Annotated in this window: 21 protein-coding genes; 11 read left to right on the top strand and 10 right to left on the bottom strand. The window is 34.6% G+C overall.

The genetic code is table 11. From position 1 onward, the window contains the following. Window positions 1-121 precede the first annotated feature (121 nt). On the top strand, window positions 122-949 hold the full coding sequence (locus tag RM520_RS12015; RefSeq protein WP_311388181.1) for a Brp/Blh family beta-carotene 15,15'-dioxygenase: 828 nt from the start codon (window positions 122-124) through the stop codon (window positions 947-949). On the opposite strand, the gene RM520_RS12010 is transcribed toward RM520_RS12015, so the two are convergent. From RM520_RS12010 to RM520_RS12000, 3 genes are all read right to left on the bottom strand, one after another. Further along, window positions 939-3,500, bottom strand: a complete 2,562-nt coding sequence (locus tag RM520_RS12010; RefSeq protein ID WP_311388180.1) for a TonB-dependent receptor — start codon at window positions 3,498-3,500, stop codon at window positions 939-941. The two genes, RM520_RS12015 and RM520_RS12010, sit on opposite strands and share 11 nt — an antisense overlap. Then, complete coding sequence (locus tag RM520_RS12005; protein WP_311385922.1) at window positions 3,481-4,392, bottom strand: FecR family protein; 912 nt, start codon at window positions 4,390-4,392, stop codon at window positions 3,481-3,483. Before RM520_RS12005 ends, RM520_RS12010 begins: the two co-directional genes overlap by 20 nt. 133 nt (window positions 4,393-4,525) lie before the next feature. After that, on the bottom strand, window positions 4,526-5,026 hold the full coding sequence (locus RM520_RS12000) for an RNA polymerase sigma factor (RefSeq protein ID WP_311385921.1): 501 nt from the start codon (window positions 5,024-5,026) through the stop codon (window positions 4,526-4,528). A gap of 118 nt (window positions 5,027-5,144) precedes the next feature. Here RM520_RS12000 and RM520_RS11995 point away from each other — a divergent pair, with 118 nt between their 5' ends. From RM520_RS11995 to folD, 3 genes are all read left to right on the top strand, one after another. Next, window positions 5,145-6,917 carry a hypothetical protein gene (locus RM520_RS11995; RefSeq protein WP_311385920.1) on the top strand — a complete coding sequence of 591 codons (1,773 nt, stop codon included), beginning with the start codon at window positions 5,145-5,147 and terminating at the stop codon, window positions 6,915-6,917. A gap of 272 nt (window positions 6,918-7,189) precedes the next feature. After that, on the top strand, window positions 7,190-8,518 hold the full coding sequence (gene ffh, locus RM520_RS11990; protein ID WP_311385919.1) for a signal recognition particle protein: 1,329 nt from the start codon (window positions 7,190-7,192) through the stop codon (window positions 8,516-8,518). Between the two features lie 50 nt (window positions 8,519-8,568). Beyond that, entirely contained in the window at window positions 8,569-9,459 is an 891-nt protein-coding gene (gene folD / locus RM520_RS11985; RefSeq protein WP_311385918.1) for a bifunctional methylenetetrahydrofolate dehydrogenase/methenyltetrahydrofolate cyclohydrolase FolD, read from the top strand. On the opposite strand, the gene RM520_RS11980 is transcribed toward folD, so the two are convergent. Further along, window positions 9,456-9,581 carry a hypothetical protein gene (locus tag RM520_RS11980; protein ID WP_311385917.1) on the bottom strand — a complete coding sequence of 42 codons (126 nt, stop codon included), beginning with the start codon at window positions 9,579-9,581 and terminating at the stop codon, window positions 9,456-9,458. The genes folD and RM520_RS11980 overlap by 4 nt on opposite strands. A 147-nt stretch (window positions 9,582-9,728) precedes the next feature. On the opposite strand from RM520_RS11980, the gene RM520_RS11975 reads away from it, so the two are divergent. The 3 genes from RM520_RS11975 (at window position 9,729) to RM520_RS11965 (ending at window position 12,096) form a co-directional block, all read left to right on the top strand. After that, the gene (locus RM520_RS11975) at window positions 9,729-11,456 is read left to right on the top strand and encodes an alpha/beta hydrolase-fold protein (protein ID WP_311388179.1); all 1,728 of its coding nucleotides are present in this window, start codon (window positions 9,729-9,731) and stop codon (window positions 11,454-11,456) included. A gap of 7 nt (window positions 11,457-11,463) precedes the next feature. After that, a complete protein-coding gene (locus tag RM520_RS11970) occupies window positions 11,464-11,622 on the top strand; it encodes a hypothetical protein (RefSeq protein WP_311388178.1) in 159 nt (52 codons plus the stop codon). A gap of 117 nt (window positions 11,623-11,739) precedes the next feature. After that, entirely contained in the window at window positions 11,740-12,096 is a 357-nt protein-coding gene (locus RM520_RS11965) for a DUF2306 domain-containing protein (RefSeq protein WP_311386104.1), read from the top strand. Here the strand turns inward: RM520_RS11965 and RM520_RS11960 are convergent, their stop codons facing one another. Then, window positions 12,097-12,513 carry a VOC family protein gene (locus RM520_RS11960; RefSeq protein WP_311385914.1) on the bottom strand — a complete coding sequence of 139 codons (417 nt, stop codon included), beginning with the start codon at window positions 12,511-12,513 and terminating at the stop codon, window positions 12,097-12,099. Window positions 12,514-12,608: 95 nt separating this feature from the next. Beyond that, on the bottom strand, window positions 12,609-13,448 hold the full coding sequence (locus RM520_RS11955; RefSeq protein WP_311385913.1) for an alpha/beta fold hydrolase: 840 nt from the start codon (window positions 13,446-13,448) through the stop codon (window positions 12,609-12,611). 97 nt (window positions 13,449-13,545) lie between these two features. Between RM520_RS11955 and RM520_RS11950 the strand changes: the two genes are divergently transcribed. Next, window positions 13,546-13,968 (top strand): winged helix-turn-helix transcriptional regulator, encoded by a 423-nt coding sequence (locus tag RM520_RS11950; protein WP_311385912.1) that lies wholly within the window; start codon window positions 13,546-13,548, stop codon window positions 13,966-13,968. On the opposite strand, the gene RM520_RS11945 is transcribed toward RM520_RS11950, so the two are convergent. Genes RM520_RS11945 through RM520_RS11935 form a run of 3 tightly spaced genes read right to left on the bottom strand, consistent with a single transcriptional unit; the run spans window position 13,965 to window position 16,435 of the window. After that, window positions 13,965-14,333: a cupin domain-containing protein gene (locus RM520_RS11945; protein ID WP_311386103.1), complete on the bottom strand. Its 369-nt coding sequence runs from the start codon at window positions 14,331-14,333 to the stop codon at window positions 13,965-13,967. The genes RM520_RS11950 and RM520_RS11945 overlap by 4 nt on opposite strands. A 13-nt stretch (window positions 14,334-14,346) precedes the next feature. After that, entirely contained in the window at window positions 14,347-14,895 is a 549-nt protein-coding gene (locus RM520_RS11940) for a hypothetical protein (protein WP_311388177.1), read from the bottom strand. A 31-nt stretch (window positions 14,896-14,926) separates the two neighbouring features. After that, window positions 14,927-16,435 carry a helicase HerA-like domain-containing protein gene (locus RM520_RS11935; protein WP_311385910.1) on the bottom strand — a complete coding sequence of 503 codons (1,509 nt, stop codon included), beginning with the start codon at window positions 16,433-16,435 and terminating at the stop codon, window positions 14,927-14,929. 79 nt (window positions 16,436-16,514) lie between these two features. On the opposite strand from RM520_RS11935, the gene RM520_RS11930 reads away from it, so the two are divergent. The 3 genes from RM520_RS11930 (at window position 16,515) to RM520_RS11920 (ending at window position 20,274) form a co-directional block, all read left to right on the top strand. Beyond that, window positions 16,515-16,967, top strand: a complete 453-nt coding sequence (locus tag RM520_RS11930; protein WP_311388176.1) for a Rid family detoxifying hydrolase — start codon at window positions 16,515-16,517, stop codon at window positions 16,965-16,967. An 89-nt stretch (window positions 16,968-17,056) separates the two neighbouring features. Then, a complete protein-coding gene (locus tag RM520_RS11925) occupies window positions 17,057-19,603 on the top strand; it encodes a T9SS type B sorting domain-containing protein (RefSeq protein WP_311388175.1) in 2,547 nt (848 codons plus the stop codon). 38 nt (window positions 19,604-19,641) lie between these two features. Then, on the top strand, window positions 19,642-20,274 hold the full coding sequence (locus RM520_RS11920; protein ID WP_311385907.1) for a 7-carboxy-7-deazaguanine synthase QueE: 633 nt from the start codon (window positions 19,642-19,644) through the stop codon (window positions 20,272-20,274). Here the strand turns inward: RM520_RS11920 and RM520_RS11915 are convergent. Further along, window positions 20,271-21,164 carry a hypothetical protein gene (locus RM520_RS11915; protein ID WP_311388174.1) on the bottom strand — a complete coding sequence of 298 codons (894 nt, stop codon included), beginning with the start codon at window positions 21,162-21,164 and terminating at the stop codon, window positions 20,271-20,273. The genes RM520_RS11920 and RM520_RS11915 overlap by 4 nt on opposite strands. Window positions 21,165-21,170 lie beyond the last annotated feature (6 nt).

Genomic DNA, 21,170 nt, shown 5'->3' with positions numbered 1-21,170 from the left:
AACACAATACCATAAAAAATGTTTAATAATTTTGTCATATATTTAAACACAAGTATATATTTTTGCTAAAATGAAAAATTGGCTTATTGTATTAACTTTTTTTAGTCTCTGGATTTCGACTATGTTTAACGAAGAAGTTCAGCAAGCATTAGCCTATGGTGTTATTTTATCGGTGGGTGTTTTACATGGTGCAAATGATCTTACCTTAATAAGAATAACTTCATTTAAAAAAAATAAAAGCCTGAGTTTCAATAAAGTTTTAGTCTACTATGTGCTTACCGTTCTTGTAATTTTAGCAGTATTCTTTATATATCCAGCGCTAGCGCTATTCTTGTTTTTAGTCATAAGCAGTTTTCATTTTGGAGAGCAACACTTAAGAGAAAAGATTAAAGAGGAATCATTGTTATCTAAAATGGCGTACTTTTTTTACGGTTTAACCATTTTGTTTATGATATTTAATTTTAATATAAACAAAACTCTTCCAATTTTTTTAGAAGTTACCGAGTTACCGATTCCCAAATCATTTTTTGAAATAACCTTTGTTATTGCCGTTATTGGTTTAGTAATCACTTTTACTTCATTGATGCTAAAAAAACAGATTAGGGTTAACTTGGTTGAAGAGATATTTCAGCTATTAGTATTAATGTTGGTTTTTAGGGTGGCTGATTTATTATGGGCTTTCTCTATTTATTTTGTTTTATGGCATAGTATACCTTCTCTAAAGGATCAAATAGAACTGCTTCATGGCAAGGCCGAAGTTAAGGGCATAAAGAAATATCTGAAATCTTCTTGGATTTATTGGCTTAGCTCGCTAATCGGTTTAGTAGTACTTTATTTTATTTTTAAAGATGATAGTGAATTTTTCGTTTCTATTTTGATTTACTTCCTTGCAGCAATAACATTTCCGCATGTCATTGTAATGTCAAGACTTGAAAAAGTTAAAAACTAATTCTACAGCTTAAATTTGGAGTAATCCCTAATGAGGTATTTTCTACCGCTTCAATCGAGCTAGTATCTTCTGCAATCCTGTAATATCTATTCAAGACATTCTTTTTATTGGTAATATTCAATAATGAAACACCAATTTTTGCTTTAGTTCGTCGGTTAAGATTCCATTCATAAATTGCAGAAGCATCAGCTCTAAGATAATCAGGTAGGCGATTCATATTTGGTTCTTGATAAATAATTCTTGAAGGAAAAAAGTTATTATCAATTGCGTTTGATGTTATTGGTTCTGTATAGGGTTTTCCAGTTCTATAGTTAATCCCGAAACCTAATTTAAGTTTGTTGATGGTATATGTGCTAGCGAAAGTAATGGTGTGCCTTACATCAAGATTGTTAGGAAATGTATTAGGCACAATGCTATCAAAAGTGTAATTATTCGTATTCAATGTATAACTCAACCAAGTACTATAATTATCGCCTTTTTTGTTGATTAAAAATTCTAAACCTTTAATTTCATAACTTCCTATTTCGCCATCAAACTGATTTTCATTCTGAAAACCTTGAGTTCTAGTACTTATACCATCTACCTTTTTATAGAAACCTTCTAGACCTAGATAAAGTGCATTTTTGGAGTAATTTAGACCAACAGATCCTTGTTGACTTTTTGTAATTGGTAAATCATCTTCATTAGAGAGAGTCCAACGCCGTTTTTCAATACCTAAAAAGTTTTGTTCCAAATCAATAACCTGATTTGTAGATTGGCTTTTAAATTCCCCTAAAAGTTGTGCTCTAAGGTTATTGGCCATTCTAAAGTTTAAGTTAATTCTAGGTTCAATCAATATTTTGGAAAAAGTACCAAGATTTTCAATGTAGTTCATTCTGACACCACCACTAGCTATGAATTTCTCCTCCATTGTACTATATTTTAGTTGTGTAAATGGAGCGTGAATTCTTATTACCCCTTTAGATTTAAGGTTGAACGATGGTTCAGTATTAAAAATGTTGTTTGTAATTCCTGTTTCTATATACTGATAACCATTTTGCCATATAATGGCTTGTGAAATTTTAAAATTGGTATTCAATTTTAATGCTCTTTCTTCTACAATATTGGTTTGGTTTAGGCGCTGAATCTGATTAGGAAGAAAGCTTTGAGCATCTAAATTATACTTTGAAAAATAAATGTTTAAATCAGAAGTAAAGTTTTCCCACCATTGACTTTTTAGTTTCAAACCGGCCGAAAAGTTGGTTTGGTCTAAAAAACTTCTTGAAGTTTCATTTACTTCAATATCTGTTTCTGAAAAATCCAGATCATTATCAATACCAATAAAACTCAATCGTAATTTATGATTGGAATTAATATCATAGAGTAGCTTTCCCGTAAAATCGTAGAAAAAGAACTTTTCGTCTCTCGTAAGGCCTTCGTCAATTGCTTGATTTTGTTCATTTCTGACCTCGGTGTCTTGAAAAGCTCTATTTGTGAAACTATCATAAACAGGAGTATTTAAAAAGTCAGTTGTAGATCGGCGTGCTGAAAATTGAAAGGCAAGATTATCTTTTAATGGTATTTGACCAAACACATCACCACTAATAAAATTGAAACCTGCTCCACCTAAAAGAACACCGTCTATCTCATTCTTTGTTTCCATACTAATAACACTACTAACACCATCACCATATTGAGCAGGTGTACCATTCTTGTAAACAGTTATTTTATCTGTTAAATAGGGGTTAAAAGCAGAAATTAACCCAAAAAAATGACCGGATTGATACATCTTAATACCATTCCATAAGGTGAGATTTTGGTCGTTGGTGCCGCCTCGAACATTAATATCAGAGACAGTTTCATCGATACTTTTAATACCTGGTAAAGCTTGAATACTTTGCAAAACATCAGGCTCAATTAAACCAGGTAGAACACCGAGTTCGGCAGTATTTAAAGTGATGCTTGCATCTTCTTGTTTTATAATTCCAGAAGTTAAGAATTCGTAAACAACTACTTCATCTAGCTTTTCATAATTCTGGGCTAAAAGAATAGTAGAACAGTCTTTGTTATCTGCTAAATCGTTTACTGAAATGTATTTTGTGATATACCCTAAATACCGAATTTTTAAAGAAGCATCTTTAGGTACTTTTGATATTTGAAATGAACCATCAATATTGGTGATTATGGCTATATCCTCGCCCATTACTTCAATTGTGGCCCCGGAAACTGTGTTCTCAGCAAAATTATCAAGAACCTTACCGCAAAGGTCAATGTAAAGACTTTTTGAAATCGCATAATAACGATCATCTAACTTTTCAACTTTTAGTTGGGTTTGAGACCTAATGGACTCTAAGTTCTGGCTAAGATTACCGTAAATTGATGGTTGAATAAAAACGTTATCAATTGTTTCATCAACAAAAGAAAACTTTATAGCATATTTTTCCTCAAGCGTTTTCAAGAACACTTTTAGCTCAACTGGTTCATTTTTCTGAGCAATAATTGGTGTTAATGGGGTTAAAAGAATTAAACCCAAAAACAGAAAGAAAATATAATTACGGAGTGTTCTCAGCATAGAAAAGCACATTATCTTCACCTAATTTATAACTAATCTGTGAAGGGGTACTTATACTTTCTAACGCTATTTGTAAATCCGTGTTGCTAAATGAGCCTGTAAAAAGTTGATTAGTGTTAACGTTTTTTAAGTCAACTTTAATATTAAATTGTCTTTCAAATTCATCAAAGACAAATTCAAGGGGAATACTAACAAATGAACTTTCATTCAGCACCCATGAAGGTTCTACCGCTTGTAGCTTCTGGGTATTCTGAATTTTATTATTGATTACTACAAATGAACTACCTGCGGGTAATTTTTTATCTTTACCGTTATAAGTAACTCTAACGAGACCTTCATAACAGGTTACTTCAAAAAAACCATCTCTATTTTCTACATTGAATTGAGTTCCTAAAACAGCAATTGTTCCTGATGAAGTGGCTACAGTAAATTTTTTTCCTTTAGCAACTTTAAAGAAAGCTTCTCCCTCTAATGCAACTGCTCTTTCTTTATCCCAATTTTTTTCGCTGTAAGAAACTTTTGAATCAGAATTCATTATAATTTGAGAGTTATCTGGCAACAGAACCTCATTTCTTTCAGCAAGTCCGGTATTAAATGATTCATCTAATGAATTCAAATAAAAATAAGAACCAACTAACATGACTGCTATAACTGCTGCTATTCGCAAAAACTGCTTAAATGGATTCAATGGGACTACTTTGGCAGTAGCTTCCATTTGTTTGTTCTTGAATGTTAAATAAGCCTGGTCAACATCAAATTTAGGTGCTTTTATTTGCTGTGAAGCCTCTGAAATTCTCTTGTACGAAGCATATTCATCAGATTTTTTAAACGATGATAACTCTTCTTCGGAGAGTTCATTATTGAGCCATTTTGCTAAGTAATTTTCTTGCATGTTTTCTATGCTTTACTGTGGTATAACAACTTAGGTTAATAAAACCCTACTTTATTTTGAACTAAGTTCAATTATTATTTTTAAAAATGAAATTACTTTAAATCAAAATTCACACGATAGGTTAATAACACTTTTAGATACCCTCTATTTTTTCTCGTAATGTTTTTAATGCCAAATGCATTCTTTTTTCAATAGCTTTAATACTCACACCTTCCATTTCAGCAATCTCGGCATACTTTTTACCATCAATACGATTTAGTAAAAAAGTAATGCGTTGGTTTTCTGGTAAAGAATTTATAGCGTTATCTAATTTTTGTTGAAACTGTTTTTCTTCTAAAACAAATTCAGGCGACTCGTTAGAGATAGAATTTGAATGTTGATTAGCATACTTTAATCTTACTTTTTCTGCCTTCAATACGTTCAAGTACAAGTTATTCGAAACAGTATATAAATATGATTTGGCTTTTTCTGGAGCAACCTTTATGCAGTTTTCCCAAAGCTTTACAAAAGCCTCTTGTACAGCATCATGAGCCTTTTCTTCATTACCATATTTATAATATATGTAATTGAAAATCGTTTTAGAATGGTCTTTAAATACTGAATTGAAGATTTTCTCTTCACAAACATTATTCATGTATCCTTACTTTACTTGATTCGTTAAAGATATTTTAAAAAAAATTAAAAATCAGGTAGGGTAATGCTCATTAAAATTGTTTTAGGGTTGTAGTAACAAAAAAATAATCCAAATCGTTATGAAAAATTTAATCAATAATTTAATGTTTATCGGCCTTTTGGTTTTGGGCCTTTCATTTAATGCTTGCCAAGAAGAGTTTGAAGAAGTTGGTGGTAATGGTGAAGAACAAGAAACCATAACAACAAGTTCAACAACTGCCGATTTAATTATCAAGACTGCTTCCAATGATGGGTCTTTTGATAACATAGTTGATGGTGCAAGCTGTTTGGCAATTGAATTTCCTTATACCGTTGAAGTAGGTGGAATTCAAATTACTATTGATTCAATAGAAGATCTTCATTTAATTGAAGAAATTTTTGATGAGTTTGATGATGATGAGGATATTCTTGATATCATTTTCCCTATTACAATTACCCTAGGAGATTTTACAGAAGTTGTTATAGAAAATAAGGAAGCATTGCGTGAATTGGCTGCTGAATGTTTAGAAGGCGGTGACGACGACGATATAGAGTGTATTGATTTTGTTTACCCTATCACTCTTTTTACCTTTGATGTTAATGAACAAGAAACTGGTTCTGTTACCGTCAATAGTGATCGGGAATTACGTTTATTCTTCAAAGAACGTGATGATAATGAGCTGGTAAGTATTGACTTCCCCGTTACCTTAATTAAAGCTGATGGAACAGAAATTGTTGTAAACAGTAATGGCGAGTTGGCTAATGTAATTGATTCAGCTAAAGATGAATGTGATGAAGACGATGATGATGATTACAATGATGACGATTTTGATGAAGAACGTTTTGATTTCTGTTTAACGGAATGCCCGTGGGAAGTTCGAGAGGTAATTAGAGCTGATGTTGACTCAACTGAACAATACCTTGAATATATAATGAACTTTATGGAAGACGGTACTGTTAATGTGATTATTGAGGGTGACATTGTGGTTCCAGGTACTTGGAGTTCAAGCTTTACAGATGAAGGACCATTGTTAACTTTAGAGTTTGACCAATTGGTAGACTTTAACTTAGAGTGGTTGGTTTATGAAATTGGTGACCATACTATTAAGTTGTTTGCAAATGATGGTAGCGATAAAATTATATTGAAACAATTATGTGACGATGACGAGGAGGGTCAAGATCCAGATACTTTGAGAGAAATTCTAAAGGAGTGTTCTTGGATTATTAGAAAGGTAGTATTGCAAAATGAAGAGATTGATAGATTACTAGGATTCGAGTTTGAGTTTTTACCAGAAGGTGTTGCTACTTTAAGTGACGGTATTACCACAGGTGAAGGTTCTTGGGAAATTGGATATAACGATGAAGAAGTTCTGTCATTACTAATAGAATTTGGTAGTGAGCCTGCAGTTAACTTTAATTGGCCTTTAAGAGATTTAGATGATGATCGTTTAAAGTTTGAAATCGAAGAAATAGGTTATGAATTGGTATTACAACGTGAATGTAATTCAAGTGCCGGTGACGAAGATGTTTCTGAAATTAGAAATATTATGTTAGGTGGTCAATGGAATGTTGCGTTATACGATGACGAAGGAATGGATCAAACTGAGGCTTTTTCTGGAATGGATTTTAGTTTCTCAAACTTTAATCAAGTTGAAGTTTCTGTAAATGATGACCCAATTTTAGCTGGAGTTTGGAGAATCTTGAGAGGATATGGTGATAACCTTAAGTTTTACTTAAACCTTGGAGATGATGAGACCTTTGGCGAATTAACAGAGGCTTGGTTTATTGGTGAAGTTAGTGCTGACCGAATTGAATTAATTTATGAAGATGAAAATATCAATTTCAAGAAATTAGTATTTGAGAAAAAGATGTAGTCTTTTTTGCCCCACATCAATTCTGCAAAGGACAGCTTTTAATTAAGCTGTCCTTTTTTTTCTTGCAATAAGTATTTTATTTACAAGTCTATTACTTCAAGCGAAGTTAAAGCCCTTCAATTATTCAAGTAGAGTGCAGTTCAATGTAAGAACTCACAGAAAAATTGACTTTCAAAAGTATTCCATCTTGAAGAGATATTTATATTTCTACCCAAGAACACAATCCATTGGTATTTCTTAAATTTGTATTTCTTCAAAAATGATGAAAACCCATGTTTGATAATTTAAGTGAAAAACTAGATAAGGCCTTACATGTACTAAAGGGGCATGGTCAAATCACAGAGATAAATGTAGCCGAAACCCTAAAGGAAGTTAGGCGAGCATTACTTGATGCGGATGTTAATTTTAAGATTGCAAAGTCCTTTACAAACACCGTAAAAGAAAAAGCTCTTGGTCAAAATGTATTGACCAATTTGCAGCCTGGCCAATTAATGGTCAAAATTGTAAAAGATGAGTTAACCCAATTAATGGGAGGTGATGCTGAAGAAATTAATTTAACTGGTAGTCCTTCTGTTATTTTAATGTCTGGTTTGCAAGGTTCTGGTAAAACTACTTTTTCGGGTAAATTAGCCAACTATTTAAAGAATAAAAAAAGCAAGAAGCCATTATTAGTTGCCTGTGATGTTTATAGACCGGCAGCTATTGATCAACTTCATGTGGTCGGGGAACAAATAGGAGTTGAGGTTTATTCCGATAGAGAAAATAAAAACCCGGTATCAATTGCCGAGGCAGGCATAAAACATGCAAAAGCAGTTGGTGCCAATGTTGTCATCATTGATACCGCTGGACGTTTAGCTGTTGATGAGGTAATGATGGATGAAATAGCAAACATTCATAAGGTAATAAAACCCCAAGAGACGCTTTTTGTGGTTGATTCAATGACAGGGCAAGATGCTGTAAATACAGCAAAAGCTTTCAATGATATTCTGAATTTTGATGGTGTAATTTTAACCAAACTTGACGGTGATACACGTGGTGGTGCGGCTATATCAATTAAATCAGTTGTAGATAAGCCAATAAAATTTATTGGTACTGGTGAAAAGATGGAGGCTATTGACGTCTTTTATCCATCTAGAATGGCAGACCGTATTTTAGGTATGGGTGACGTTGTTTCACTTGTTGAAAGAGCTCAGGAGCAATTTGATGAAGAACAGGCAAGAAAGATTCAAAAGAAAATCGCTAAGAACCGTTTCGGATTTGATGACTTTTTAAGTCAGATACAGCAAATCAAAAAAATGGGGAATATGAAAGACCTCATGGGAATGATTCCAGGTGCGGGAAAGGCTCTAAAAGGTTTAGATATTGACGATGATGCTTTTAAACACATAGAAGCCATAATTCACTCAATGACCCCAGATGAACGTTCAAATCCGGCTAAATTAAATACCAGTCGTAAAAAACGAATAGCCAAGGGTAGTGGTCGCACCATTCAAGATGTAAATCAACTTCTTAAACAGTTCGAACAAATGAGTAAAATGATGAAGATGATGCAGGGCGGTGGCGGCAAGAAAATGATGCAGATGATGCAAAATATGCGCTAATTTTTAATGTAAATCCTTATTTAATAAATAATACAAGAGCCAACTTTAATATGGAAATTTTAGACGGAAAAAAAATATCAAACGATATTAAAGACGAACTAGCTATTCAAGTTACTGAATTAAAAGAGCGTGGAGAAAAAGTTCCGCATTTGGCTGCTGTTTTGGTTGGTAATGATGGAGCAAGTCTAACCTATGTTGGCAGCAAAGTAAGGTCTTGTAAAAAAATCGGTTTTGAATCTACCTTAATCCATCTTCCAGAAGATACTACTGAAGAAACTCTTTTGCAACAGGTAGATGACTTAAACAAGAATACGGATATTGACGGTTATATAGTTCAACTTCCGTTACCTAAACATATAGATGAAGAAAAGGTATTAATGGCAGTTGATCCCGATAAAGATGTCGATGGGTTTCACCCAACTAATTTCGGAAAAATGGCCTTAGATATGGAGTCGTTTGTACCTGCCACTCCCTTCGGAATTATGGAACTTTTACGCAGATACGATGTCGAGACTGAAGGAAAACATACTGTTGTTATTGGTCGCAGTCATATTGTTGGTCGACCGATTAGTATTCTGATGAGTCAGAAAGGTAAAGCCGCAAATTCTACCGTTAGTTTAACACATAGTAGAACAAAAGACTTAAAGAAATTTACACAAGAAGCTGATATCATTGTTTCTGCTCTTGGTGTCCCTGATTTTTTAAAGGCAGATATGGTCAAGGAAGGTGTGGTTATAATTGATGTTGGTATTACTAGAGTTCCAGACGAAAGCAGAGAACGAGGTTATTACATTACCGGTGATGTTGATTTTGCTGATGTAAGCAAAAAAGCGTCTCACATAACACCTGTTCCAGGTGGAGTAGGCCCAATGACCATAGCCATGCTTTTAAAGAACACAATGATTGCAAGAGGCAGACATAGCGCTAACAAGACCAATTAATCCTCTTTTTGTGTTTTTTCATCTGGGGTTAAGATATCAATATCCTGGTCCCCTTCATCATTAGTACAACTCTGCAAACTTATAATTGTGATTAATAAAATAATCGACCATACTTTTTTCATGTGATTCTTTTTAAGACGTTTTTGATTAAAGCCAGTTTGTTTAAAACGTTATTTTATGGGTTGTTAGTGCACGATATTCAAAGGTTCAAAGCATCTTTTGAGTCGTAGCTTAAAATACCTATCTTTTACTACTAAATTTATTCAACCATGAAAAATCACCTCCTTTTACTCTTAGGGATAACGCTGCTATTAATATCATGTAATTTAAATAAACCAATAGAAAATAGTGTAAAAGTCTCTTTTACAAACAGCGTCAGTGAAACATCTTTAGACGGTCGCTTATTACTAATGTTTTCAACTAATGATGAGAAAGAACCTCGCTTTCAAATTAATTCAGGATTAAATGCGCAGATAGTATTTGGAATGGACGTAGAAGGAATGAAACCAGGTGACGAGTTTGAGTTTACTAATATGATATTTGGTTTTCCTTACAAAAGCCTATTAGATATTCCTAAAGGAGAATACTATGTCCAGGCCTTATTGCATACATACGAGACCTTTGATTTAGCTACCGGCCATACGGTTAAATTACCAATGGACAACGGCGAGGGTCAACAATGGAATCGATCACCTGGTAATCTGTATAGTGAACCTTTTAAAGTCAGTATTGGTGATAATGGTATTCAAAATTTAAAGGTGTCAATGGATAAAGTGATACCGCCTATTGAAGAGGTAAAGGATACAGAATGGATAAAACATATAAAAATAAAGTCTGAAAAGCTATCGGAATTTTGGGGACGTGATATGTATCTAGGAGCACACATTTTATTGCCTAAAGGTTTTAAAGAACATCCAGAAGCGGAATATCCATTAATGGTTTTTCAAGGTCACTTTCCATCTGATTTTGGTGGATTTAGAACCACACCACCGAATCCAGATACCAAACCAGAATATTCGGCACGATTTGATGTTGAAGGTTATAATATTGTCCAACAACAAGAGGCTTATGATTTCTATACCCGATGGAATGAGCCAGATTTCCCTCGTTTTCTGATTATTGAAATTCAACACCCAACTCCATATTATGATGACTCGTATGCTGTTAATTCAGCAAGTCAAGGTCCTTATGGTGATGCTATAACCTATGAATTGATACCTTATATTGAAAAAGAGTTTAGAGGTATCGGAGAGGGATGGTCTCGTTTTTTATATGGAGGTTCCACGGGTGGTTGGGAGGCTTTGGCCGTACAGGTTAAATATCCTCAAGAATATAATGGCTGTTTTGCGGCCTGTCCAGATCCTATAGATTTTAGAGCTTATTGTCTAACGGATATTTATGAAGATGAAAATGCCTATTACTATAAAAGTCAAAATAAGCAATTAGAAGTGCCTGCTCATCGTGACTATTTAGGGAATATTTCTTCCACCATAAAAGACGAAAATCATTTAGAATTGGTTTTAGGTACTAAGTCTAGATCTGGTCAACAATGGGATATTTGGGAGGCGACCTATTCACCACAGAATGAAGAAGGATACCCTGAAAGAATTTGGGATAAAATGACTGGCGATATTAATCCAGAGGTCGCTAAGTACTGGCAAGAAAATTATGATTTAAGGCATATCCTGGAAAGAGATTGGGACAAACTTGGTGATAATTTAAAAGGTAAAATACATATTTATTGCGGAGATATGGATAACTATTATTTGAATAATGCCGTATATTTAATGGAAGACTTTTTAGAGCAAACAACCGAGCCTTACTACGAAGGTGAGGTTTTGTACGGTGATAGGGCGGAGCATTGTTGGAATGGTGACCCAGAATTACCTAACCATATTACTAGAATGCGCTACAATACTATGTATGTGCCTAAGATTATGAAACGTATTGAAGAAAGTGCGCCAGAAGGTGCTGATTTGAAAAGTTGGAGGTATTAAGAAGCTTATGAAAAATACTTCAATTAAAGTCGCATGGTTTGTTTTTGCCTTTATGGCTATTGGGGTAAGTATGTATCCCTTAGTATATATTTATCAAGCTTTTCAAGAAGGAGAATTTGGACTTAGACAATCAAAAGCTCTTGACCTTTTAGCAAGTTCAATTTAGAATATTGGCTTTTATGGTCATATTTCCTTTGGAGCTGTTGCTTTATTAACCCGATGGTCACAGTTCAGTTCAAAACTTAGAAAGAATCGACTAAATCTTCATTGAAAATTAGGAAAAATATATGCTATTTCAGTTTTAATTATTGGAATATGTGGTGTTTATATTGCTTTTCACGCCACCGGAGGCTGGATTACCATGTTAGGTTTTCTTGGGCTGGGTATTGTCTGGTTATATACAACAGGTAGTGCTTATTTTGCCATTCGAAACAGTAATATTCCATTACATCAAAAAATGATAATCTATAGCTACGCTGCGTGTTTTGGCGCAGTTACCCTTCGTATCTGGCTGCCTTCACTTACAATTGCTTTTGGAGCGTTTTTACCAGCTTATAAAATCGTGTCATGGCTGGCATCGGTTCCAAATATTATTTTTGCTCATTTCTGGATAAAGCGAAAGGTAATTGCACTAGGTTAACTATTTTGCGAACAACTGATCCATATCCTTAAAGGCCTTAAATTCTAATGCGTTTCCGGCGGGGTCAAGAAAAAACATAGTGGCTTGTTCCCCAACTTCACCTTCAAATCTGATGTAGGGTGCTATCACAAAATCAACCTCTTTTGCTTTTAGGTCTTTAGAAAAAGACTCAAAAATATTCCAAGGTAAAACGACCCCATAATGAGGTACTGGAACGTTTTTGCCATCAACGGCGTTAGTGTGCAACTGCTCTTCGGTTTTGGGCTTATAGTGAATGACAACTTGATGTCCGAATAAATTAAAATCAACCCATTGGTTGCTACTGCGCCCTTCTTCACAACCCAGAATTTCTCTATAAAAAGTTCTGCATTCAGCTAGATTGTGAACCGGAATTGCCACGTGGAAAGGAGTAACCATTATTTTAAAATTTTAAATAAAAATAATCAAAAGCAGCCTGTTTTCGTAGAGGAGTTAACAATATTCGACTACTTCAGATTATGCTAGTTAGGTGGTCATGATTTCAAAAAGGCTATAATTTGTTCATTCACTGATTCTTGATGCATAGAGTGTCCAAAACCTTTTGTGGCGATTAATTCACTTCCTTTCCAATGCTCATGAACTTTTTTTGATGCCGAAAAAGGCACTTGTAAATCGTCTTCGTCATGAAAAAGGAGTCCTTTTTTGGTGTTATTAGCTACAAATCGTGCACTAGAGAACTCATGAAAGTGAAAACCCAACCATTCTTTCAATCTTATGTCCATTGCTTCACGGACGTTATTATTGAATTTCAGAAGACCTTGATAATGGTCCATAAACTGTGAAAATTCGCAAGGTGCTCCAATAGTGATTATTTTCTCAACGGAAGATTCTTGGTTTTTAAAATGATCAAATAAAATGGTCATGCCTCCTACAGAATGAGCAACCACATATTTTGGTTTATAGGTGTCTAACATATGCCTAGATGCCTGAGAATATAAAGGGACATGAAGACGGTTTCCGGTTGAGTAACCATGTGCAGGAGCATCAAGGGCGATAATATTATAATTATGTTTTTTGAGTTTTGTAATAAGATTTCGCCATCTAAAAGTATTGCTTTCCCAACCATGCATAAGTAATACTGTTTCTCCTGTTCCTGACCATTGATATGTTTGAACTTTATGCTCGCCAACTATTTCTAACGCTAGTTTTGCACTATCTAAAAAGTCTTTTTGATGAGGTAAAATTTTGCCTTTTCGTATGGTGCAAAAAATATCAAATGCCTTAACAGCAGCAGCTTTTGGATTGAACAACACTATAATGTTAAACAGTCTGCCATATGCCAGAGGAATGAATTTGGTTAAAATTTTCTTCATAAGGTTACTTTTTGTAACTTACTCTTTATTAGAAACCAAAAGTACATATTCCTTTTCTAAGAAAAAAGAGGTGTCAAAAGTAAAACCAAGTATTTAAATGGAAACTATTACTGATAACCAGAATGTTAGAATGACAAAAAAGTTAGAAAAAATGTTTGGTCATATAGACTATAAGCATCCACCTGAGCTTTGTCCGGTTAGAGATGTCATGTCAGTTGCTTCTGATCAGTGGAGTATTTTAATTCTATTATGGCTTGGTTATTTTCCCGTTTTGCGCTTTAATAAATTAAAAAAGTATGTTTACGGAATTTCAAATAAGGTATTAAGTCAACGTTTGAAGGTTTTGGAGACGGATGGTTACATCAAGCGAAAGGCTTATGCAGAAGTGCCAATAAGAGTAGAGTATAATTTAACTACTTTCGGAAAGACTTATGTAGAACGACTTCTTGAACTAACAGAATGGATGCAACAAAATAGCCCTAAGGTTTTGGCAAATCGAAAAAAATTCGGGCTTGATTAATCTTCTCTATGGGTTTTGTTGATATCAAAAGCAGGTGTGCAAATGGCTAAATATTCACATTCTTTTTCAAACGGATTTGAATATTGAACTCTCACATTTTTTTCTACCTTGATAGATTCTCCTGCTGATAAAATTATTTTTTTACCATTAATAATGAACTGTTTTTTTCCTTTTATAATAAATGTGAATTCATCAAATTCAGGAGTTTGAAAAGGTTCGCTCCAGCCTGAAGGAGCCTTCATATGAGCGATACTGATGTTGCTATCACCATTAGTAGCCAAACCAAAATATTCGGCTATATATTTACCATCACTTGTGGGTACAATGAATGGTGATTTTTGTAGATTATATTTCTTCAATTTAATTTGTTTCTAAGACCTAATCCCATCCAAGCATCAAATATTTAATTTTAGCTTCGTCCGGTATTTGCACCGCTTCAATAGCTGTTTTAGTATATCTTAAATTAGAAGGTAATTCCGTTTTGTCTATGGTAAAATAAAGATTGCTCTCTTTAGGGAAAATCACCACGCTATTTATGGTGGTAACTACTTTTTTAATTTCAAAATTTGCTAGTATGTCTTTGAATGTACTTGCTTTAGTAATACCGTTGCTAGACATGTATCGATCATCTAAAATCTGAACATTTTCGATGGTCTGAATGGTATCAAGGTTTGGAGTGAGCAGTAATAATGGTTTGCCTCCTTTCTCGAAAACTTTGATTTTTTTGGTTGAAGCACCCAAATTTAAGTTGGAACTGTCTCTGACAATAGAATCTAAATTAAAAATTGTTTCAAGTGTTTTTATATCAGTCGATTTATTTAAAGGACCTATGGTGTCTTCCGTAATTAGAAAAGTGGTATCCTTTTCAGTGCAACTAATTATGATAAGCGTAAAACATAGTCCAATACTTAAAACTATTTTCTTCATTTTAAATTTTTAAAGAATAATGAATATTTGATTAACGGATGACTTTTTTCAAAACCCCTAATACACCTCGGATAAACGTGGCACTAGTTAACACCTTTACAACAGGATTCATTCTAGTGCTTTTTCGTTTGGTTGTTGTTTTTCGAGCTGTTGATTTTGCTTTTTCTTTGACAGCTTCTTTTTCTGCTTTTTCAATTTTTTCATTTAAAATTTCATAAGCACTTTCGCGATCAATTTCTTCATTATACTTTTTAATCAGTTTTGACTGATTCAAGGTTTCTTTTAACTCTTTGTCCGTTAAAACATCCATTCTACTCATTGGTGCTCTTAGCATTGTAGCAGCCAGTGGAGTTGGCCTTCCTTTTTCATCTAATGCCGAAATCAAAGCTTCACCAATACCGAGCGAAGTTAAAACCTCTTTTGTGTCATAATATTCAGAATCAGGATAGTTCTCGGCTGTGAGCTTAATCGCTTTTCTATCCTTCGCCGTAAACGCTCGAAGAGCGTGCTGTACTTTTAATCCTAATTGTGATAGAACAGCATCTGGCACATCTGTTGGGTTTTGTGTTACAAAGTAGAGCCCGATACCTTTTGAACGAATTAATTTTACAATACTTTCTATTTGGTCCAAAAGAGCCTTAGAAGCTTCTTTAAATATTAAGTGCGCTTCATCAATAAATAAAATTAATTCTGGTTGACCACTGTCACCTTGCTCTGGAAATGTACTATAAATCTCGGCTAAAAGACTTAGCATAAAGGTTGAGAACAATTTAGGCTTATCTTGAATGTCAGTCAATCGAATAATATTAATATAACCCCTTCCATTTTCATCAATTCGGACTAAATCATCAACTTCAAAAGACTTCTCACCAAAGAATAAATCGGCTCCTTGCTGCTCTAATTCTATGATTTTTCTGAGAATGGTGCCCGTTGAGCTTGTTGACATTCTTCCGTATTCTTTTTGAAATTCAGTTTTGCCTTCACCTGTGGCGTATTGTAATACTTTTTTGAAATCTTTTAAGTCTAATAATGGTAGTTTATTGTCATCACAATATTTAAAAACGACAGCAACTATTCCTTCTTGGGTAACTGTTAAATCTAGAATTCTTGAAAGTAAAATTGGACCAAATTCAGAAACAGTGGCTCTTAGACGCACTCCGTCCTGTTCAGATAAAGTTAATATTTCAACTGGAAATCCTTTTGCATCAAAAGGAATACCAATAGCAGCATGTCGCTCGTCTATTTTTGGATGTCCAGGACTAGCCTTTGCAATCCCACTTAAATCGCCTTTTAAATCCATTAACAATACAGGAATTCCCTTATTGGATAAATTTTCAGCTATGACCTGAAGGGTTTTTGTTTTACCTGTACCTGTGGCACCTGCAATTAAACCATGTCGGTTTAATGTTTTCAAAGGGATTTTTACATATGCGTCAGTAATTGTTTCACCATTAAGCATACCTGCTCCCATAGTTATAAAATCGCCTTTTGTTTGGTACCCTTTTTCAATATGGGCAAAGAATTTTTCTTTGGTGCTCATTGAATTCAATTTCCGATAAAAATAGGGTAATTTGGCAGAAGACAAAAGATTCAAGACATTAGAAAAAAAATAGAAGAAAATGATTTTAAAAACCAAACCCTTTCTCGTAATTGTCGCTTTAATTTTTGTTACAAGTGTTTTTTCACAATCAGAAACAAGAATAATTTTTCATAAACCCGAGAATCCCGCTAGAGCTTCTGCACCATTTAGTGAAGCGGTACAAGCTGGGAATTTATTCTTTTTAGCTGGACAAATTGGTATGGATAGATCTATTGGTAAACTTGCCAAGGGTGGAATTCAAGGCGAAACAGAACAGGTTATTAAAAACATTGATGGAGTTTTAAGATATCACGGTCTAGGTTTGGATAATGTGGTGAAGTGTACAGTTATTTTAAGTGATATTAATGACTTTAAGGCCTTTAATGAAGTATATATAAAATATTTTACTAAAAAACCAGCCCGAACAACTTTTGCAGCTGCTGGGCTTGCGGCGGGTGCAAAGATTGAAATAGAGGTAGTAGCGGTTAAATAAAAAATAAGAAAGGACCGATTTTTCATTCAGCTTATCTATCAAACTTGTTCAGATAATTTAGTTTAGCGATCTTTTGGGCAGTGGACACTATGGAAAAAGTAGTAAATCAATTACGAAATTTTAATTTTTTGACTTCGATGAAGTTCAATGGTTTTGTATTGTTTTTATTTATGAACCTGACCATTGCACAAGATAATATAGCACCAGTAGTAACTGCTGAAGGTGACCAATTTTATTGTCCAGGTTCTGCTATTCCTGTGGTTACTGCTTTTGATATTGTTGATGTAGATGATACGGAAATTGATGAATTTGCTATTCAAATATCTCAGGGTTATCAACGTGGGAATGATATATTAAGGTTAATTGGTGTTAATAATGGAATAGAAACAACATGGAACAACATTGAAGGAAAGCTCACTTTCAGGGGTGTCTCTGGAGCTCCTATGTTGTATACCGATTTAATACCTGCAATTCAAAATGTGGTTTTTGAAAGCACTTCAAACAACCCAACTGCAGAAAAGTTCTTCTCATTGACGGTTGGTAGTGCTAATTATTTACCAGAGACTGATCATTATTATGAATATGTTCCTTTTATAGGCATTCCTTGGGATGATGCTAGGGATGCTGCTGCAAATCGCACTTTTTTTGGCTTACAAGGTTATTTGGTGACTATTACTTCACAGGCCGAGGCACAATTATCTGGAGAACAGGCGGCGGGAACAGGATGGATTGGTGGGTCAGATTCACAACAAGAAGGAGTTTGGCGATGGGAGACTGGTCCTGAGACGGGAGAAGTTTTTTGGAATGGAGGTATCAATGGAACAAGTCCAAATTTTGCATTTTGGAATAATCAAGAACCTAATAATGTAGGCGGAGAAAACGGAGTTGGGGAAGATTACGCTCATATAACAGCACCAGGGGTTGGTATACCGGGCTCATGGAATGATTTAAGATTGACAGGAGAAACCAGTGGAGATTATCAACCTAAAGGTTATGTTGTTGAGTATGGAGGTTTGCCAGGTGATCCGGTTTTAAATCTTTCGGCGAGCACAAAAATAACTACACCTCAAGTGCTGGAAACATTTTCAGATGAAATATGTGGCCCAGGAATTGCGAGTTTAGAAGCTTTAGCATCAACTGGTGATTTGTTATGGTTTGAGAATGAAACAGGAGGAATGCCTATTGGTACAGGTGAAATTTTTGAAACCCCATTTTTAGTTCAAAACCAAACCTTTTATGTTTTGGCCTCTGAAGCTGGGTGTTTTACAGGACAAAGAATAGCTGTGGAAGCCGTGGTAAAGTTAGTTCCGGCAATAAACAATGGAATAACAATTACCAATTGTGACGAAGATGGAATTGCCGATGGATTTACAAATTTTGATTTGACGCAATATTTGGAATTAATTAACCCTGATTTTGGTGATTATACATTCACGTTTCATTTGACTGAGGCAGAAGCTGAAGCCAATGAAAATGTGCAATCAGCTACTTTATTTAATAATAGTATTGCTAATGAAATTTTTTTTAGAATAGAAGGTTTTGGTGAATACTGTTATGAAGTTGGGAGCTTATTTTTAGAGGTGTCTACTACTTCATTTTCAGATGATTTTTTGTTTGAATTGCAAGTTTGTGATACTAATGAAGCCGACGGGATTGCCGAATTTAATTTAATCAATGCTGAACAATCCTTATTAGCTCAGTTTCCTGCACAACAGAATTTGACACTTTCTTTTTTTAGAACTAACGAAGAAGCCACTTTACAACAAAATCAAATAGAAAACACTGCTATTTATCAGAACCTACAGCCTTATTCTGAAACTCTTTTTGTTCGGGTAGATGATGAGGCCAGTGGAACTTGTTTTGGTATAGGGGAACATCTTTTGCTGACGGTTTTTGAACGACCTATTTTTCAACTTCAAAATGAGTATAATTTTTGCACCAATTCCTCCATACTAGTTTCACCCATAAATCCTCAGGCTGATTATGACTACACGTGGTTCAATTCATCTGATGAGGTTGTGGGTAATGAACCTGAAATAAACCTTTCTATTGAGGGTAACTATACTGTAATTGCAACGAGTATAAATGATTGTAGTTCCGAGGTTTTGTTTTTTACAGTTCTTGAATCGAGTCCACCATCTTTGTTATCTGAATACCTAATTGTAAATAGTGATGAACAAACCATAACAATTACCAATGATATGGGTCAATTAGGTCTTGGTCTTTATGAGTTTTCATTAGACAATCCTTTCGGTCCATATCAGTTAGAAATGACTTTTGCCAATGTAGAGCCTGGTTTACACACTTTGTATGCTGTTGATTTAAAAGGCTGCGGAAGTGACGAAATAGAGGTAGGTATTGTTGGAGTTCCAAAGTTTTTTACCCCTAATAATGATTCAGTTAATGATGAAATGAAGGTTTTAGGTATTACCGATGATTTTTACCAAAGTGGTAACCTTTTTATTTATGACCGTTACGGAAAGCTTTTAGCACAAGAAAATGCTATTGAAGGTGGATGGAGTGGATTTTATAATGGACGTTCTTTGCCACCCTCGGACTATTGGTATGTTTTAGAACTTATTACCACTGACGGCCTATTAGAAAGTAGAAATGGGCACTTTACTTTAAAGCAATAAATATAAAATTTCGAATTAGTTAATATTATCTTTGCAAAATGGTTTTACAAGATGTCATGCATTTAGTGGACAAGGGTAAGATGCTTCCTTTGATGGAAGAATTTTATACAATACAAGGCGAAGGTTTTCACAAAGGAACTGCGGCTTATTTTGTGCGCATAGGTGGTTGTGATGTTGGTTGTCACTGGTGTGATGTAAAAGAGAGTTGGAATGCTGAAACGCATCCTCCTACTGAAATTGAGCAAATTGTAGTAAATGCTACCAAATCTTCAGATACTATAGTAATTACAGGCGGAGAGCCTCTTACTTGGGATATGGGTCCTTTAACAAAAGCACTCAAGAACCAAGATCTGAATATACATATTGAAACCTCAGGAGCGTATCCCTTAACTGGTATATGGGATTGGATTTGTTTATCGCCTAAAAAGAATAAACTTCCGGTTGGTGATATATACGATAAAGCACATGAACTGAAAGTTATTGTTTATAACAAACATGATTTAATTTTTGCTGAGGAACAGGCTTCAAAAATTAATGACTCTTGTATATTATACCTTCAGCCTGAATGGAGTGTACGAGAAAAAGTAACGCCTTTAATCGTGGATTATGTCATGCAGCATCCAAAATGGAAGGTGTCATTGCAAACACATAAATACTTAAATATTCCTTAGCTATCAATGCTGGGTCTTCCACCATTATTCTCGAGGTCTAAGCGGCATTCCGAATCTAATTCAGGAGTAGCTGCGTTTCCTCTCGAAACTTGAAATTCCATTTGTTCAATCAAAAAATTCCCATTCAAAGAACAAGACGAATGTATTTTTGAATGAGATACTGCAATTGCTTTGTTAGCTGGACCAAATTCTAATTGGGCTCGCATTAAACAAGGGTCAACATTACAATGATTTTCAGCCTCAGGGTCTTCATGATTATTAATAGGAACGGTTCCTAGATTTACCAATCCGAATAAGTGGCCAAACTCATGGTTTAATGTTGCAGTCTCAACATCCTCGGTTGTAATAAGAAGACTTCGTCCGGCAAGAGTTTTTACGGTACTCTCAAAAATCACCATTGATGTATTTCGATAAACCGCACCTAATGTAACTAGTCCCTCATCTAAATCATCCCCTTCCGAAGGAGCATCAGCAAAAAAGATATAAATAGCCAATGTAGTTCCGTCGTTATATGCCGTTCTATTTTCTTGTTCTAAATCATCAATTTCATTGAGGGTCAAAGTTTCTTCACCTGTAGCATCTAACTCTCTGTAAGTAACTTCAATATTCGTTTTAAACGTATGAGTCCTTAGATAATCTTGAAAATTAGACATTGCTTCATCGGTAGGTCTAAAACCAGGTGCATAGGTGGCTTCAATTAATAACCGATCAAAATTTGAATTAGAAAGAATATCATTGGCCGAGGCACCAGTGCTTAATAGATTTTGAGATTTATCAACCACTTGTGGTGGTTCGTCATCATTAGTTTCTGCAGGATCACTTTCATTTGAGCTACATGCCGCAAAAATCAAACTAAGAATTGTCAAAAAATAAATACCTCTTTTTCTCATAGCGCA

It is taken from the genome of Croceitalea vernalis (genome assembly GCF_031846405.1).
GTDB classification, from domain to species: Bacteria; Bacteroidota; Bacteroidia; order Flavobacteriales; family Flavobacteriaceae; genus Croceitalea; species Croceitalea vernalis.
Note: the sequence above shows the minus strand (reverse complement) of the source record. Positions and strands in the feature narration are given on the sequence as shown.

Coding starts and splice junctions, on each gene's coding strand:
- RM520_RS12010 (WP_311388180.1), bottom strand. CDS start 3,500: ATGCTGAGAACACTCCGTAATTATATTTTCTTTCTGTTTTTGGGTTTA.
- RM520_RS11915 (WP_311388174.1), bottom strand. CDS start 21,164: ATGAGAAAAAGAGGTATTTATTTTTTGACAATTCTTAGTTTGATTTTT.
- RM520_RS11935 (WP_311385910.1), bottom strand. CDS start 16,435: ATGAGCACCAAAGAAAAATTCTTTGCCCATATTGAAAAAGGGTACCAA.
- folD (WP_311385918.1), top strand. CDS start 8,569: ATGGAAATTTTAGACGGAAAAAAAATATCAAACGATATTAAAGACGAA.
- RM520_RS11925 (WP_311388175.1), top strand. CDS start 17,057: ATGGAAAAAGTAGTAAATCAATTACGAAATTTTAATTTTTTGACTTCG.
- RM520_RS11960 (WP_311385914.1), bottom strand. CDS start 12,513: ATGGTTACTCCTTTCCACGTGGCAATTCCGGTTCACAATCTAGCTGAA.
- RM520_RS11995 (WP_311385920.1), top strand. CDS start 5,145: ATGAAAAATTTAATCAATAATTTAATGTTTATCGGCCTTTTGGTTTTG.
- RM520_RS11955 (WP_311385913.1), bottom strand. CDS start 13,448: ATGAAGAAAATTTTAACCAAATTCATTCCTCTGGCATATGGCAGACTG.
- RM520_RS11920 (WP_311385907.1), top strand. CDS start 19,642: ATGGTTTTACAAGATGTCATGCATTTAGTGGACAAGGGTAAGATGCTT.
- ffh (WP_311385919.1), top strand. CDS start 7,190: ATGTTTGATAATTTAAGTGAAAAACTAGATAAGGCCTTACATGTACTA.
- RM520_RS12005 (WP_311385922.1), bottom strand. CDS start 4,392: ATGCAAGAAAATTACTTAGCAAAATGGCTCAATAATGAACTCTCCGAA.
- RM520_RS11970 (WP_311388178.1), top strand. CDS start 11,464: ATGAAAAATACTTCAATTAAAGTCGCATGGTTTGTTTTTGCCTTTATG.
- RM520_RS11950 (WP_311385912.1), top strand. CDS start 13,546: ATGGAAACTATTACTGATAACCAGAATGTTAGAATGACAAAAAAGTTA.
- RM520_RS12000 (WP_311385921.1), bottom strand. CDS start 5,026: ATGAATAATGTTTGTGAAGAGAAAATCTTCAATTCAGTATTTAAAGAC.
- RM520_RS11930 (WP_311388176.1), top strand. CDS start 16,515: ATGATTTTAAAAACCAAACCCTTTCTCGTAATTGTCGCTTTAATTTTT.
- RM520_RS11975 (WP_311388179.1), top strand. CDS start 9,729: ATGAAAAATCACCTCCTTTTACTCTTAGGGATAACGCTGCTATTAATA.
- RM520_RS11980 (WP_311385917.1), bottom strand. CDS start 9,581: ATGAAAAAAGTATGGTCGATTATTTTATTAATCACAATTATAAGTTTG.
- RM520_RS12015 (WP_311388181.1), top strand. CDS start 122: ATGTTTAACGAAGAAGTTCAGCAAGCATTAGCCTATGGTGTTATTTTA.
- RM520_RS11940 (WP_311388177.1), bottom strand. CDS start 14,895: ATGAAGAAAATAGTTTTAAGTATTGGACTATGTTTTACGCTTATCATA.